Source organism: Ensifer canadensis, assembly GCF_017488845.2.
In the GTDB taxonomy this organism is placed as follows: Bacteria; Pseudomonadota; Alphaproteobacteria; order Rhizobiales; family Rhizobiaceae; genus Ensifer; species Ensifer canadensis.
Window position 1 is genome coordinate 930,703 of record NZ_CP083371.1, and the last position, 13,204, is coordinate 943,906.

Annotated in this window: 18 protein-coding genes, 1 pseudogene and 1 riboswitch; of the genes and pseudogenes, 13 read left to right on the forward strand and 6 right to left on the reverse strand. The window is 57.6% G+C overall.

The window, feature by feature from the left end; translation table 11 throughout:
* Positions 1-218: 218 nt before the first annotated feature.
* A complete protein-coding gene (locus J3R84_RS23955; protein WP_156408381.1) occupies positions 219-380 on the reverse strand; it encodes a hypothetical protein in 162 nt (53 codons plus the stop codon).
* A gap of 70 nt (positions 381-450) precedes the next feature.
* Here J3R84_RS23955 and J3R84_RS23960 point away from each other — a divergent pair, with 70 nt between their 5' ends.
* A complete protein-coding gene (locus J3R84_RS23960; protein ID WP_156408382.1) occupies positions 451-813 on the forward strand; it encodes a hypothetical protein in 363 nt (120 codons plus the stop codon).
* Positions 814-995: 182 nt separating this feature from the next.
* Here the strand turns inward: J3R84_RS23960 and opgC are convergent, their stop codons facing one another.
* On the reverse strand, positions 996-1,421 hold the full coding sequence (gene opgC / locus J3R84_RS23965; protein WP_057220569.1) for an OpgC domain-containing protein: 426 nt from the start codon (positions 1,419-1,421) through the stop codon (positions 996-998).
* A gap of 885 nt (positions 1,422-2,306) precedes the next feature.
* Here opgC and J3R84_RS23970 point away from each other — a divergent pair.
* Both J3R84_RS23970 and J3R84_RS23975 read left to right on the forward strand, forming a co-directional pair.
* Positions 2,307-2,597 (forward strand): Y4lK-related protein, encoded by a 291-nt coding sequence (locus J3R84_RS23970; RefSeq protein ID WP_057220642.1) that lies wholly within the window; start codon positions 2,307-2,309, stop codon positions 2,595-2,597.
* A 490-nt stretch (positions 2,598-3,087) separates the two neighbouring features.
* Positions 3,088-3,219, reverse strand: a riboswitch (TPP riboswitch).
* 81 nt (positions 3,220-3,300) lie between these two features.
* Positions 3,301-3,690 carry a hypothetical protein gene (locus tag J3R84_RS23975; RefSeq protein ID WP_057220571.1) on the forward strand — a complete coding sequence of 130 codons (390 nt, stop codon included), beginning with the start codon at positions 3,301-3,303 and terminating at the stop codon, positions 3,688-3,690.
* 29 nt (positions 3,691-3,719) lie between these two features.
* Here J3R84_RS23975 and J3R84_RS23980 read toward each other — a convergent pair whose 3' ends face one another.
* Complete coding sequence (locus J3R84_RS23980; protein ID WP_057258462.1) at positions 3,720-4,016, reverse strand: hypothetical protein; 297 nt, start codon at positions 4,014-4,016, stop codon at positions 3,720-3,722.
* Positions 4,017-4,559: 543 nt separating this feature from the next.
* Between J3R84_RS23980 and J3R84_RS23985 the strand changes: the two genes are divergently transcribed.
* The 5 genes and pseudogenes from J3R84_RS23985 (at position 4,560) to J3R84_RS24000 (ending at position 6,229) form a co-directional block, all read left to right on the forward strand.
* A complete protein-coding gene (locus tag J3R84_RS23985) occupies positions 4,560-5,021 on the forward strand; it encodes an RNA-dependent RNA polymerase family protein (RefSeq protein ID WP_225906566.1) in 462 nt (153 codons plus the stop codon).
* Between the two features lie 144 nt (positions 5,022-5,165).
* Positions 5,166-5,378: a hypothetical protein gene (locus J3R84_RS23990; RefSeq protein WP_203530020.1), complete on the forward strand. Its 213-nt coding sequence runs from the start codon at positions 5,166-5,168 to the stop codon at positions 5,376-5,378.
* Between the two features lie 143 nt (positions 5,379-5,521).
* Positions 5,522-5,644, forward strand: a pseudogene (locus J3R84_RS39070) (IS66-like element accessory protein TnpA); the annotation flags it as partial.
* 52 nt (positions 5,645-5,696) lie between these two features.
* Positions 5,697-6,032, forward strand: coding sequence for an IS66 family insertion sequence element accessory protein TnpB (gene tnpB, locus J3R84_RS23995; RefSeq protein ID WP_203530021.1), 336 nt, complete (start codon positions 5,697-5,699; stop codon positions 6,030-6,032).
* A 53-nt stretch (positions 6,033-6,085) separates the two neighbouring features.
* Positions 6,086-6,229: a hypothetical protein gene (locus J3R84_RS24000; RefSeq protein WP_156408384.1), complete on the forward strand. Its 144-nt coding sequence runs from the start codon at positions 6,086-6,088 to the stop codon at positions 6,227-6,229.
* 208 nt (positions 6,230-6,437) lie between these two features.
* Here J3R84_RS24000 and J3R84_RS24005 read toward each other — a convergent pair whose 3' ends face one another.
* Both J3R84_RS24005 and J3R84_RS24010 read right to left on the reverse strand, forming a co-directional pair.
* A complete protein-coding gene (locus J3R84_RS24005) occupies positions 6,438-6,869 on the reverse strand; it encodes an RrF2 family transcriptional regulator (RefSeq protein ID WP_057215310.1) in 432 nt (143 codons plus the stop codon).
* A 48-nt stretch (positions 6,870-6,917) separates the two neighbouring features.
* Complete coding sequence (locus tag J3R84_RS24010; RefSeq protein WP_225906567.1) at positions 6,918-7,367, reverse strand: group III truncated hemoglobin; 450 nt, start codon at positions 7,365-7,367, stop codon at positions 6,918-6,920.
* 170 nt (positions 7,368-7,537) lie between these two features.
* Between J3R84_RS24010 and J3R84_RS24015 the strand changes: the two genes are divergently transcribed.
* Positions 7,538-7,810 (forward strand): DUF6522 family protein, encoded by a 273-nt coding sequence (locus J3R84_RS24015; RefSeq protein WP_084814838.1) that lies wholly within the window; start codon positions 7,538-7,540, stop codon positions 7,808-7,810.
* Positions 7,811-8,347: 537 nt separating this feature from the next.
* Here the strand turns inward: J3R84_RS24015 and J3R84_RS24020 are convergent.
* Positions 8,348-8,593 (reverse strand): hypothetical protein, encoded by a 246-nt coding sequence (locus J3R84_RS24020; protein WP_203530023.1) that lies wholly within the window; start codon positions 8,591-8,593, stop codon positions 8,348-8,350.
* Between the two features lie 810 nt (positions 8,594-9,403).
* Here J3R84_RS24020 and J3R84_RS24025 point away from each other — a divergent pair.
* From J3R84_RS24025 to J3R84_RS24040, 4 genes are read left to right on the forward strand one after another with little or no spacing between them, the layout of a single operon-like run.
* Positions 9,404-10,096 (forward strand): Crp/Fnr family transcriptional regulator, encoded by a 693-nt coding sequence (locus J3R84_RS24025; RefSeq protein WP_203530024.1) that lies wholly within the window; start codon positions 9,404-9,406, stop codon positions 10,094-10,096.
* A 39-nt stretch (positions 10,097-10,135) separates the two neighbouring features.
* On the forward strand, positions 10,136-11,242 hold the full coding sequence (locus J3R84_RS24030; RefSeq protein WP_203530025.1) for an ABC transporter substrate-binding protein: 1,107 nt from the start codon (positions 10,136-10,138) through the stop codon (positions 11,240-11,242).
* Positions 11,239-12,303 (forward strand): FecCD family ABC transporter permease, encoded by a 1,065-nt coding sequence (locus tag J3R84_RS24035; RefSeq protein WP_203530026.1) that lies wholly within the window; start codon positions 11,239-11,241, stop codon positions 12,301-12,303. The genes J3R84_RS24030 and J3R84_RS24035 overlap by 4 nt, the downstream gene beginning before the upstream one ends.
* Complete coding sequence (locus J3R84_RS24040) at positions 12,300-13,067, forward strand: ABC transporter ATP-binding protein (RefSeq protein ID WP_203530027.1); 768 nt, start codon at positions 12,300-12,302, stop codon at positions 13,065-13,067. Before J3R84_RS24035 ends, J3R84_RS24040 begins: the two co-directional genes overlap by 4 nt.
* Positions 13,068-13,204: the final 137 nt, after the last annotated feature.

Consider the following 13,204-nt stretch of genomic DNA (forward strand, 5'->3'; position numbering starts at 1 on the left):
ACGCCTGTTGCGCGCGCAACTAAAGCAATCATCTGGAGCGTTGAATTTCTTGCTTATCCTCAACAGCTCGGCATCAACCCTGGAGAGGTCCGAGGGGGGCATAGCTCATGCGATATTCGGAGAAAATGTTGGAAAGAACTTCTCGGTGCGCAGATAGCGCTGCTTTCAATTCTTTCATTTCTTGACTGTGCATATTAGGCTCCGGGCGGAAATTATAATCAGTTGAGATCGAAACTGTCTCGCTTGAGCCCCAGGTCTTCCTTGAACCGCTGATCCCAAGGGTTGAAGAAGCAGACATCGCTGCCTTCGCCAAACAGCGGGGCGTCAGCCTGCTGATCCGACCTCTTCTGCTCGCGCCGTTCGTTGGCGTCCTTTTTCATCTACCTCTCCTTGCATTAGGCCAGCTTTGAACACATTGAGGGAGAATTTTCAACTCAGGATTATGTCAATTTGTACTGGTTCATGAGTGCTAACCAAGGACAAACACCCAATGATCCCACCACGGCGTGGCAGCGCCCGCCGCTCTCGATAGCCCGGACAGGAGCGCGGCATAACTCAAGCCTATGCGACTATCGCTTGATTTCGGGCAACTACGGCGCGCATACTAAAGGGATGGCGGACCTACTGCGTAAGATAATCGATGTCGCGATGTTCGGATCGACAGAGTCCTCCGAACTGCAAGCTCTCGATGAAGAGCGAAAGTTCATGCTGAAACAATATCAATTGGGCTTGATCCCGGAAACCGATTGGCGGGAACTGCTCGACAATGATCCCGTCCTCTCAGCGCACCTTAGCGGCCGCGGCGTGCGCTGAGTAGCAGAAAAGTTGGTGAGTTGTGTCGTTGCGCTATTGCGATCAGGTTTGAATTGAGCAACATCGTAGCGTCTGTGAATTCGAACGCTCAGACGGGGCCCCTTTCTCTTGCTTGCAGGAGAGGGGGCCTTTTCGTTTCCACATGCGTTGCGACGCTAGACAAGCGAACCGTCAGAGCGGCTTCAAAGTCCGGCCATCGTACGCATTTTCTGGAGCCTCGGCGTCCGAAGGGGCTGCTGGCGGCGTCTTTCAAGCCACGATGCTACCGCCAACCGTACCAGGCAGCCAACGACGAATGTTATTCCTTGAATCGGCAGCGCAATGTTTGTCTTGGCTTGCATTAGTGCCTTGGCAATGCAGACCGGAAGGGTGCCGATGGAAAAAACAGGAAGGCTATGCCTGCCGGCTGCACAGACCATTTGGAAGGGAACGATGCGGAGGTTCCATGCGAGATACAGGATCGCCAGCACATTTAAGATGCGCAGCGGGCCACTGTTCGTTTTGGAGACCAACTGATGGTACAGTTCACCGAGCGGCGGATCTACATGACCAAGATATACGGCCAGGTTTGTTGGGATGGCCGCCAGCGCAAAAAAAACGGGCTGCAAAGAACACTGAACGATTGTAGCGTAGCACAGGTTCCGACCGCTTCATTCTGATGCCAATCACGATCCCGATCACAAAGAGAAACTGCCACGAAAACGGGTCGAAATACCAATGGCGGTCTTCTTGCGCCCAGTTCGGGCAGAATCGTTATTTTCTGATGGGCGCCAACCGGTTCATTTTTAATGAAATCGCCGCACGCTCTGCCGCGCCATCTCAATCATAGCCCATCTGCCTGCTCCGCCGGGCTCATGCCGTTAGTGTGATGATCGGCCATGCCCCAACAACGAGGAAACGCCGATCAACGCGGGCGCGTCTGGAGTAGGCCAGCTTGGCAACTCTCATGTTGTCGGGTCGCTTATCAATCGAACTGCTTCGCATTGTTTGCCGCAGCTTTCGATCACGATTGCCAGGCAACGTTGCCTCTCTAGCATCATAGCCTCTGCGACCATCTTTAAAGGGTCACGCTGACCACGCGAGAGGTGGCGAGCCGAAACGCTCCACGCTGCCTGTGCTATGTCGTCTGGAACCATAATGCGCCTCAGTTGAATTCAACCAAGCGTAGGCCCTCGAGCTTTCGTGAGGGTTGCGTGCCAAATCCGTCCAAAAAGGAAATGACATAGACATGAATCAGCATCAGGTGGCGCGGGCTATCGATGCCAGACTTCCCGTGGCTGCCTCCACCACTGGACAACGCGATCTTGGTGTCATGAGCGTTCTTCATAATCCGATGGACCTGACAGTCAGGTTGATGGCGACCGCGAGGCGATATCCGACAGCCATTTTTTTTGGTCGCCTAGACGACCCTTGAGATGCTTCTGACCCGCACATTTGCGGGGTAGAATAATGTGTGCGTGCCGCTATCGTTGGCCCTTTCCAAGGGGGCCAACATGCATGAACATCATATTCCTGCGTTCGTCGCGGACGTCATCGCAATCGGTTGCAACATCTGGGCAGTTGGTGATGACATGTACATTTTTGGCGATTCCGATCTGCCGGTGGAAAACTTCGAGCGGATCGCCCCGGAACTCGACCGAATTCAGCGGCAGTACGGGCCACGTGACCACCTGAAGCTTGCGATTATCGCGTACCTGCGCTCGACTGGCAGACACTCAACGGTCGATGAGCTTGTTGCGCAGGTTCACTCGCACTTACGCCACGATCACAAGCCGACAACATAGGTCCATAGCCTCCGCTCCCTTTCACCGTGGACTGCGTGGGAGGTTTGCTGTGGGCCGTTGACGGCCGTACCACGCGGGCGGACCGGCCCGAGTATGCACTCGGTGTTCATTGTGATCGGAGCCCAGTTGTTTTTAGTTTTGCACTGCCAGAGAATGGTGGTCTCGCCGGCCGGTACAGCGTTGGTATCGGCCAATGTGAGCGCGGTGTCTCCCTGGCTGCGGCTCGGAATGGTTCTGCTGGCGCCATTCAACCGGTCTGGCGCTCGAGAAAGCGGAGCGGCTTGCCGGGGGTAGTCGGTCCCGGTTCCCGGCCTGCGGCCGGCGCTTGCGCTGAACCTCCTGCGGCGACCCTTTTAACCGGTCAAGCCGCGCGCGAACGGGCTCTGGCCGCGATGGCGGCCGCCTCCTCCAACTTTGACGTTTGGAGACCCAGATCTTGGAGCTGGAAAGATAGAGACACGTCCAGGCGATCGCAAAGGAGCTGTCGCAAATGCCGTCGTTCCCACCGTCCCTACGCCAGCATGAACTGGATCAGGTTCAACGGGTCACTGCGCTGCGGTCGAAAGAGCCGATCCGCCCAGCAATATCTCAGCCCCTTGTCGGGACCCCCCTGGTGAATGAGCCGAGTTGGCCAATGCCGTGCTTTGTCAAGTGTTGCTAGCTTATTCCCAACGGGGACGCTTCGCGAGCAGGGAGGTGAAGCGTGAAGAAGCACGCCACGATTCATTTCGCCTGCAACGATCATCGCGACGGTTCATTCGCAGGAAAGGTCAATTTGGCGGCCTACGCGGAAAACGACTTGGAAACGCCAGGCATGGCTGAAGTCCGGTTCACCGGTGGCGATGATTTCATTCTTGCGCTTCATTGCTGCCTCGCCCTAAGCCTCAAGCAATGTGTCATCGCGAGGAAGTTGGCATCGGAGATCTGTCTCCGGTGCCTTGGCAGCCGCATCATCATGCGGGCTCGCCCGATCTTTTCAAAGTCCATTGCGCTCCCAGCCTGCCGGCTCGGAGGGATTTTCTCCGACAAAACAGAAAGTAGCAACATGAACACGAACCGACGCATCAATGCGGCGGGCCTCGCGCTCGTCTAACGGTGGGAAGGCATCAAGGAGCATGGCGTCTAGTAGAACAGGCGCTGCAGCGTGAGCTTTGCTCTCAGGCATGTGGAGGCATCATCTGCAACACTGCAATCAATGTCGCGAATGTTCTCAAGCGATTCTTTTCTCGCTTCTTCATTGATGTCGCTCAAAGACCTTTCATGGTTGGTGCCGTCCCTGGAAGTGACAGTACACGCATTTCCCAAACACACCGTCGTGTCCGCCTGAGCGGGCGCGCCCGAGGCGATGAGAGCCACGGTAATAAACGTGCGCATGCAGTTCGACCATTTCTCTTCGGTAGATCGCCGTACCGCATCCATCAGAGTCCCCCGTCTCGAGTGGTTCTCGGTGCAACGCCCGGTCGGTAATTGGCCAACATCACTAGTAAAAAGGAAAATCCGAATGAGCGCCATATCTGTATCTGTGCAGCAAAGCGAAAGGGCCGGTCAATGCAAGCAACCTCACCTCCCTCATGATCGCGCTGCTGCTATCACGTTTTGGAAGTGGCCAACGGTGAAGCTCGGGAATTTGGTGGGAAAACGACGCGCAGTTGTTTGCATCCCGCGGCCGGGTCCAGGTCGTTTTCTACGATAAGTTTTGAATTCGATTTTGTTCCCGCAGCGAGTTAGCATCTGGTCGCTAATACACGCCATCACGGTTCGGAGGGAAACATGAATATTTCGCGTCGAGCATTCACGACATCTGCGTGTGCGGGGCTCGCTATGGGGATCTTAGCGGGGCCTGTTGTTGCGCAGGGACGGTTCGATCGGCGACGAGCTGCTGGGACGGACCGACTTCTGGACAGCGCTTGAAGCCCTTTGGCGAAACGAAGAATTGACCCCCTCGTTCTGAAGCGAGGAGAGATGGATGACGATCTCGAGATTGGCCGGTTCGCGGCTTTGGCTCGGCAACGGCGTGGCGAGCGAAAGCCCGAGACCTTCGCCTTCCTGGGCTTCATTCACTATTGTGGAGTGACCCGTGATGGCAGGTTTATCGTAAAGCACAAGACGGAAGGGAAACGCCTGACGCGAAAGCTGAAGGCGTTGCGCGAGGGAACATGGCGGCACATGCACATGGCGTTGGCTACCCAGCACAAGTGGCTTGCCGCTGTGCTGCGTGGACACTACGGCTACTACGGCAGGCCGCATAACTATCCCGCGCTCAACGGTTTCTATCAGCAAACACGCCGCATATGGTTCCGCTGCCTGAGGCGGCGAAGTCAGAAAAGCCGGCGAATGAGTTGGTTGGAATTTGAAATCCTCACCTCACGCTTCGCGCTGCCAGTCCCGCGTATTACTCGAACTTGGGCGCAGGCCAGGAGATGACGCGGGTTACCCTCGGGAAGAGCCGGGTGCGGGAAATCCGCCCGCCCGGATCTGTGAGGGTGAAGCCGAATGGCATAGCTGCTCGACCATGATCTAGCGTTGCCCTACTTCGAGATGTATCGCACTCCGGAATCCGCGTATTCTATGCTTCAACGCGATGACAAAGTGGCCAATTTGAACTCTGCGCTACGCGTGAAGCGTAGGATAAGGGGCGCGGCATTGGCGTTTCTGCTCGAGCTTGAGCAGATGGACTTTTGGTTGTCTCGGGCCGCTGAAACGTTGAGTGCTGCTCAAGACGTGCATCTCGATCAATTCGAGCAATTCGCAAGCGCACTCGTTGCTCATCGCAACAATTGAGGGACCTCTCCCCACGCCGCTTACACAGAGCAGCTCAAATCTAGCGCCCTTTTCGCTTTGAAGGTAAGCGCGAATTTCCCCGCACCTTCTGTGATTGAGTGAGCTTCGGCATGAGGTGTCCACCTAAAAGAGGTGGACACCAAATGATGGAAGAAGGTCAAAAACTTGTCGTGCGGCTCGTAGGTCGGAATGGACGAGGCCGGTTCGATCCGGCATCGAAAGACCGACTTATCGCGGCCTGCCTTGAACCTCGCGCATCAGTATCGGTGGAATGCAATGATGTGGACGCGTTAGCGGCAATAATCGGAGCGTTGGGTCATGTTCAAGCTAGGCGCTGACCTCAAGGTCTACCTGCATCGTGAACCGATTGACTTTCTGGCTGGCATCAACAGCCTTGCGGTCCTGGTTCAGGAGACGATGGAACTCGATCCATTTGCTCCTGCAGTTTTTGCGTTCTGCAACCGCCGGCGCGACCGGATGAAGCTCCTTTTCTTCGACCGATCGGGCTTTGTGACCGAGGACAAGTTCCGATGGCCGTGCCGTGAGGTGCCGGTCGTCACGCTGACGACCGAGCAGTTCCACTGGGTTCTTGACGGCATTGATATCGATGCGATGGTCCGTCATCCGGTGCGGCAATACACGGTGGCTGGCTGACGGCCGCGAGTTGAGCGGTTGACGCGGCGGGGCGGTTCAGATTCAAAACTACGATGAATCGAACCGGCGAACCTGATGTTGCAGAGTTGAAGGCGCAGTTGGCGGCACATGCTGCCGAAATCGCCGCCCAGGTTGCCGCCATCGGGAAGGTCAGTAAGCGCAATGCCGAGGGCAAGGTCGGGTCCGGTCGGGTCTGAATGGTTAGCGGCCATCTTCTCCTCCGTCGAAGGGCAGCTGCCGGTATCGTCCACTGCGACGCTGGGCTTACCTACCCAACAGGCAACTCCTCCGGGATTGTCCGCCATTCCGGCTCCCAGGCAAGTGAATTTGACCTGAAGTTGCGTGCAATCTTTGCGATATGCCTAATCGGAGCCAAGCGCGGTCGTTCCCGCGCCGGGGCAGTCGCTAGGTGCGGGGCGTATCAACCAGGAAATCCTGGCGCGTCAGTGCGATGTCGGCAAGCGTGTAACGGTCGAGGGTGTTCTGGAACGACGACAGCGCGTCGCGCAGCATGCCGGAAAGCTTGCAGCAACGCGTGATCGTGCACTGGTTGCCGGTGGCAAAGCATTCGACCAGGGCGAAATCCGGCTCGGTCAGCCGGATCACGTCACCTATGCGGATGTCTTCCGGACGACGTCCGAGCGTCAGCCCGCCCGATCTGCCGCGAACCGCCGTCAGGTACCCGGCGCGGGTCAGCGTGTTGGCCACCTTGTTGAGATGCGCCTTCGACACGCCGAAGGCGCGTGCTGTTTCCTCGATCGTAAATAGCCGGTCCCCAGCGGACGCCGCGAACATCAGCATGCGCAGCGTGTAGTCGGAAAAGTTCGTCAGCCTCATTTCGCTCCAACCTTTGCGCATGCCGATCCTGCCGACTGCCCCGGAAGGTCATAGGCTGTCGGCCGTGATCGGCTCGGCGGACAACGTGTTTTCACCGCGATTGTAGGCCAGTGCAAGGCGGAAGGAATGCGCGATGCGCAATGCCCGTTCCATGAACAGCGCCGCAATCTCCGGCGGGCAGAGTTTTTGGACTGTAGCGCGAAACAAACCCAGCCATTGGCGGAAATGCTGTTCGCCAAGACCAGGAAGCGCCAGATGCGGCGGCAGTGGGCGGCCGTCATAGCGGCCGCTGCGAAGCATCAAAGACGACCAGAAGTCGCACATTTTCGTCAGATGCTGTGGCCAGTCATGCCGCGCGATGGCGCTGTTGAACACCGGCCCGAGCAGGGCATCCTTGCGGATCTCGTCGTAGAAGCCGTGAACCACGTCGTGGATCATCTGCTCGTCTAACTGCTCGGGTAGCACCCGGCCGTCGATAACGATGGTTGATTTGTCCATTGCGCCTTTGCTCATGCCTGGATTCAGCCCTCAGTCAGGGCGATGCGGCCCTTTGTCGTCCAACGACGATGGGTGTGTGATGAGAATACGCTTCACTATGCGGATCAAAACATATATCGTCAATATATCTTTAAGCTGCATAGCGGCGTACATTCGATGAGGGGGGCCAGATGAGGCTCGAGCTTGACCAGACCGGAGATTATGTTCTGGACCCGGCATTCCTGGCGGTGCGGCTTTCGATTGAGGCGAGCGAACTTCGGCGCCGAATGCGTCTTGGTCTTGTGACCAGCATAGTGGAGCGCGGCGTCGACAGCGACGCAGGCCGCAAGCGCCTGACTGTGCGCAACGGCAACTCGGTCTGGCGGGGCATTGTCGACGCCGACAACTGCATTGTCAGCGAGGAGTCCCTTGATCTCAGGCGACCTTCGACCTTGGGAGGCTAGCTGCGTTCGTCGACCATCCTCGTCGTCCCGCAGAAAGCGCTCGGCAGGGCCCCACCAAAGTCAGTTAGCCAAGACACGAAACCAACAAATAGGCGGAATAGCAACATGAACGATCGTCAGTCGGAAAGTACACTCGTGCCAATGCTGGTCGTTGGCTTATTGCTCGTTATCGTGGGCTACATGGTCGTTATGATGTTCGTGTAAGCGAAACTGCTGCGCTGTTGGCGAGGCTTCTAATCGATTGATTTCGCTCATCCAGGATTGGCGGTCTTGTCCCGCAGTTCCACTGGAGCTTTCCACCCCGAATTGACTCCGTTCATGTTCGGAAGCTCATGGGGGATAGAAGGTGTTCGTGAACGTATTGACCAGAAGCCAGAAAGAAAGTTCGTTCGTGATGTAATAGGCGAGATTTCCTCGACTTACGCGCCAATCCGCTTTGCTGATCGACGATCGCCAGCAACAAGTAACGGTGCAGGTCAGCCATTTCATCGGGCATTCGTCGTTCGCTCAGATCGAGCTAGCGAACACGATCGGCCATCAAGTGGGCTGGAGGGCGTAAGACGATATCGTGTCTGCAAGGGCTCTCAGTTTGGTACTGATTTCGCGAGCCTGATGCTCAGTCAGTGCAAATTGGAGTGCTGATACGTCGGTGTTATCGGGATTGACGCTGAACTCGAGCCTAAGGAAGATGTCGGCTTCGTTGTTGATCAGCGTTGCGGCCTTCCAGCCGACGACCGGTGATACTCTGACGCTGCCGCGCCCGTCCTTGTTCCAACCATTCATCGTGTTGCAATCCTCCGGCTGAGGAAGTCAGATTAAAGCAAAACAATGACAGGTTGTCGACTGCCGCCACGATTTCATGGCAAGGCAGGCTGATGCTCTGGCCGCCTGGCCGCACCGATCGTTGCCACTTCGACGTTTGTCGCTCCCCGCGGCGCCTCCGGATTTTAGAGTATGCAATCAAGGATTGTTTTTCGGGGGCGGTTTCGACGAACTACGACCATTGCCGAGGCAAGGCGTGCGGGAATGTCGCTGAACCTTGATCTGGCGCAAGGTGGCTCGCCTAGCAACGGGTATCAATAGAGTGTCAAATCGGGAGATTTCATTTGTCACGGGCTTATGGAAAATGGGCGACCTATCTGCGCTTGCTGTGCGCGATTGCCCTGTTGTCCATATCATTTGCCCATAGGGAGGCTCCAGCTACCGCGTTCGTAGCTGTCGGCTTTGACGTTTCCGCGTTTGCTCTTCCAGATGGCACGGCGCCGGACTTATGCCTTGCCGGCGTCCATGACGGTGAAGAGGGGTATGGCGCATCGGGAGCCTGCGAAGCGTGCCGCCTCAGTGCCTTGCTGCTGCTTCCGTCGCCGACAGACACGGTCGGGGTGCCGGTAGGCTCAATTCGAGAGCATAGTTTTTCCGCACGCCCGAACACAGACCGGCGACCTGTGCGAACCGCCAACGCGTCGCCGCGAGCGCCTCCCGCCAGCGTCATGGGTTGATCGTACCGCCGCGCCTTGCGCCGGCGGATAGCAATCTTGGCGGCTGCATCGCACTTGCACGAGCAAGCCCGCGGCCGAACGCCGGAAAAAATCCATGCTTAACATCTCGATGCCTGTGGAGGCAGCGCTTGCGCTGCCGCCGAATTTCGCAGGCTTGCCGTTTTCTCCATTATTTGTCGGCCGTCGCCGGCTGTTTTCACCCCGAACGACGATTTACGACCAGGATGAGACCGCTGTCCCCATCTACCGACTGGTGGATGGTTGTGTCGCGCTCACACATTCACTCAGAGACGGTCGCCGACAGATCCTCGACATCATTGGTCCCGGTCGCTTGTTCGGTCTCGTCTTTCACGAAGACAACCATTGCGGCGCTCAGGCCCTGACGTTCAGTCAAGTCGAAAGCCTTGGTCGAACGGTCGACCAAGGCATTCTCGACCAGGCTCTGGTGCAGATGCTGAACCGGGCTCACAGCCTTGCAACCCTGCTTGGACGCAAGACAGCGATGGAGCGCGTGAGCTCGGCCGTGTTTGATCTTGCCCAACAGTTCAAGCGCGCATCGCGCAACCCTCAACGTGATGCACCGACGTTCAATCTGCATTTGACCCGCGCCGATCTCGGCGACTGGCTCGGCTTGACGATTGAAACAGTCAGCCGATGCCTCAACCAGCTCAAGCGGGACAAGGTCATCGATTTCTCACACCCGGAAATCGTGAGGGTGCTGGACACGGACAGGCTGCAGGCGATGGCCGCAGGGGGACGCGGCGAGGTCCGCAAACGTCGAGCCTGAACCGGACTTCACACAAGATACTGGAAATGGATCATTCCCATGAAAAAGACACTTGCACTTATCGTCACCACTTTTGTCCTGGTCTTTGCCGGACAGGGCCGCGCGGAAATCAATGTCACCGATGTCAAGGGCCGTCACGTCACGTTGGCTGCTCCCGCGCAACGGGTCGTCCTGAACTTCTATTATGAGGATTTCATCGCAGTCGTTGGTCCAGGCGCCATGGACAAGGTGGTCGCGTTGTCGCTCTCCACCTGGAAGGACTGGCGGCCGAACCAGTTTGCGGCCTATCTCGACGCAATTCCCTCCCTTGCAGCACTGCCGGATGTTGGCGATACGGAAAACGGCACGTTTTCGATTGAGAAGGTGCTGTCGGTGAAACCGGACCTCGTCATTTTATCCGCCTGGTCTTTCGACGCGCTTGGCGAGGCCGTCAAACAGATGGAGACGGCCGGCATTCCTGTGGTCGTGCTCGACTATAACGCCCAGACGGTCGAAAAACATGTCCAGTCGACGCTTGTTCTGGGGGCGGTCATGGGATCGCGTGACCGTGCGCAAAGACTTGCTTCCCAATATGAGGCCGCAATGCAGGATATCGACAGGCGCATCGCCAACGCGAAACCGACGAACAAGAAGGTCTATGTCGAGCTGGCTCAAAAAGGCCCGTCCGAAGTCGGAAACAGCTACGGCAATGGTATGTGGGGATCGCTCATCGACAGACTTGGCGGGACCAATATCGCCAAGGGGCAGTTCGAAAACTGGGGCCCGCTCAGCCCGGAATACGTTCTTGCACAGGAACCCGATATCATCTTTCTCGCCGGCTCTGAATGGTTGGACAAGCCACAAGCGGTCACGGTCGGGTTCGGCGCCTCAGAGGAAATCGCACGCGACCGCATGAAGGCCTATATCGCCCGACCGGGTTGGGACGGGTTGCCGGCGGTTAGAAACTCCGCCTTGCATGCGATCTACCACGGCGGTGCGCGAACTTTGTCTGACTATGTCTACGCGCAATATATAGCCAAGCAGCTCTACCCGGATGCTTTCAGCGACGTAGACCCGGCAGTCGAGATTAAACGCTACTACGACACCTGGATGCCAATAAAAGCAGATGGCGTTTTTGTGCTCCCCTATCGGGCCGACGGCCAATGAGCGACGCGGCCCTTAAACTCGATATCTTTCGCTCGCACTATCGCCGCGACGTTTCCCTTCGTCTTGCGGCACTTGCAGCCGCGATGCTGGCGCTTGCATTTCTGGTGCTGGTTGACCTGGCAAAGGGGCCATCGGGCATGGCACTGGCCGAAGTCTGGGCGACGCTTTGGGCTGGCCCTCATGGCGCAGATCGAATGGCGGCGACTATCTTGTGGCAGTTGCGCATGCCCCAGACGGCTATGGGCGTGCTCGTCGGCGTCTGCCTCGGGGTTGCCGGATTGCAGATGCAGACGATACTTTCCAATCCTTTGGCAAGCCCGTTCACGCTCGGATTTTCCGCTGCCGCAGGGTTCGGTGCAGCGCTGGCAATCATGTTTGGTGGGTTCCTGCCTGTGCCGGGTTTCATTCTGGTTCCGGCATCAGCCTTCGTCATGACGCTCCTTGCATGCGGCCTCGTCTACTGCGTTGCGGCCCTGCGGGGAACGACCCCCGAAATTCTCGTGCTGGCCGGCATCGCGGTCCTGTTTCTTTTTCAGTCCATGCAATCCCTGCTGCAATTCATGGCCGCACCCGAAGTTCTCCAACAGATCGTCTTCTGGCTGTTCGGCAGCCTGTTAAAAGCAAGCTGGACCACTGTTGCCGTCACCGCGGCGATCCTGACCGCATGTCTTCCCGTCGTCATACGCGACAGCTGGAAGCTGACGCTACTGAGATTGGGTGACGTTAATGCCGCCAGCATGGGCTTGTCGGTTGATGCGCTGCGCAGACGCAGCTTCGTACTCGTCTCGCTTTTGACGGCCGCGGCCGTCTGTTTCGTGGGGACGATCGGTTTCGTCGGCCTGATCGCGCCACACGTGGCGCGCGCGGCCGTTGGCGAGGATCACCGCTTTGCGCTGCCAATGAGTGCAACGGTCGGCGGGATCATTCTGATCGGTGCATCGGTTTTCGGAAAGCTGCTGTCGCCGGCCGCCGTCATCCCCGTTGGCATAATCACGGCTGTTGCTGGCGTTCCCATGTTGTTTGTCGTCATTGCGCGGCGTGGCAAAGGAGAGCAACAGTGACCGAGGGTCTGACTTTGACGAACGTTTGCGTAGACCACGGGCGAACCCGCACGATTGACTGCTGCTCGCTGACGCTCGCGCCTGGCCAGATCGTCGCCGTGGTTGGCCCGAACGGTGCTGGCAAATCCACCTTGCTCGGCGCCATTGCCGGGAGTGTTGCGCATTCGGGCACGATCCTATGGGAGAGCGGCCCAATCGACTGCAGAACTGTCGGCTTCATGCCGCAACATTGTTCTGTAAACGCAGATCTCTCTGTGCTGCAAACCCTTCTGCTCGCCCGCCATGAGCAGTTGGGATGGCGAATAGGCGAACCTGAGATCACGAGAGCCTTGACGATGCTTTGCGAGCTGGGACTGGAGCATCTTGCCAATCGCCGGATTAACACGCTGTCGGGCGGTCAACAGCAGTTGGTCCTGCTCGGGCAGCGGCTCATGCGCCAGCCGCGGCTGCTTATCCTCGACGAAGCGACCTGCGCACTGGATCTGCGCCATCAATTGACGGTCCTTGCTCTGTTGCGGGACTATGTTTGCCGATCGGGCGCACTCATCCTCATGGCGGTTCATGATCTCAATCTCGCGGCTCGGACCACCGACCGGCTGCTTCTGCTTCAGAAGGGCAGGGTTGCCGCTTCCGGAGAGCCAGCGGCTGTCCTAACCGCGTCGAGACTAGGCTCGGTCTACGGAGTTGATGTGGAGGTTGTCGCTGAGGGACAGGACGTTCCATTCGTCATACCGATCGCGGCGCGGCGATCCCATGCCGCCTAGGTTGCGAATTCCCGTTCAGCTCCGGCTGGGAGACGGCAACATCGTCTATGGCACAATGGGTAAGGGAGGTTGCCCAAGCAAGGTGTCGGCCATCACGTGATGATCTGGCGAGGATACTGCTATGGCACGTGGTCACG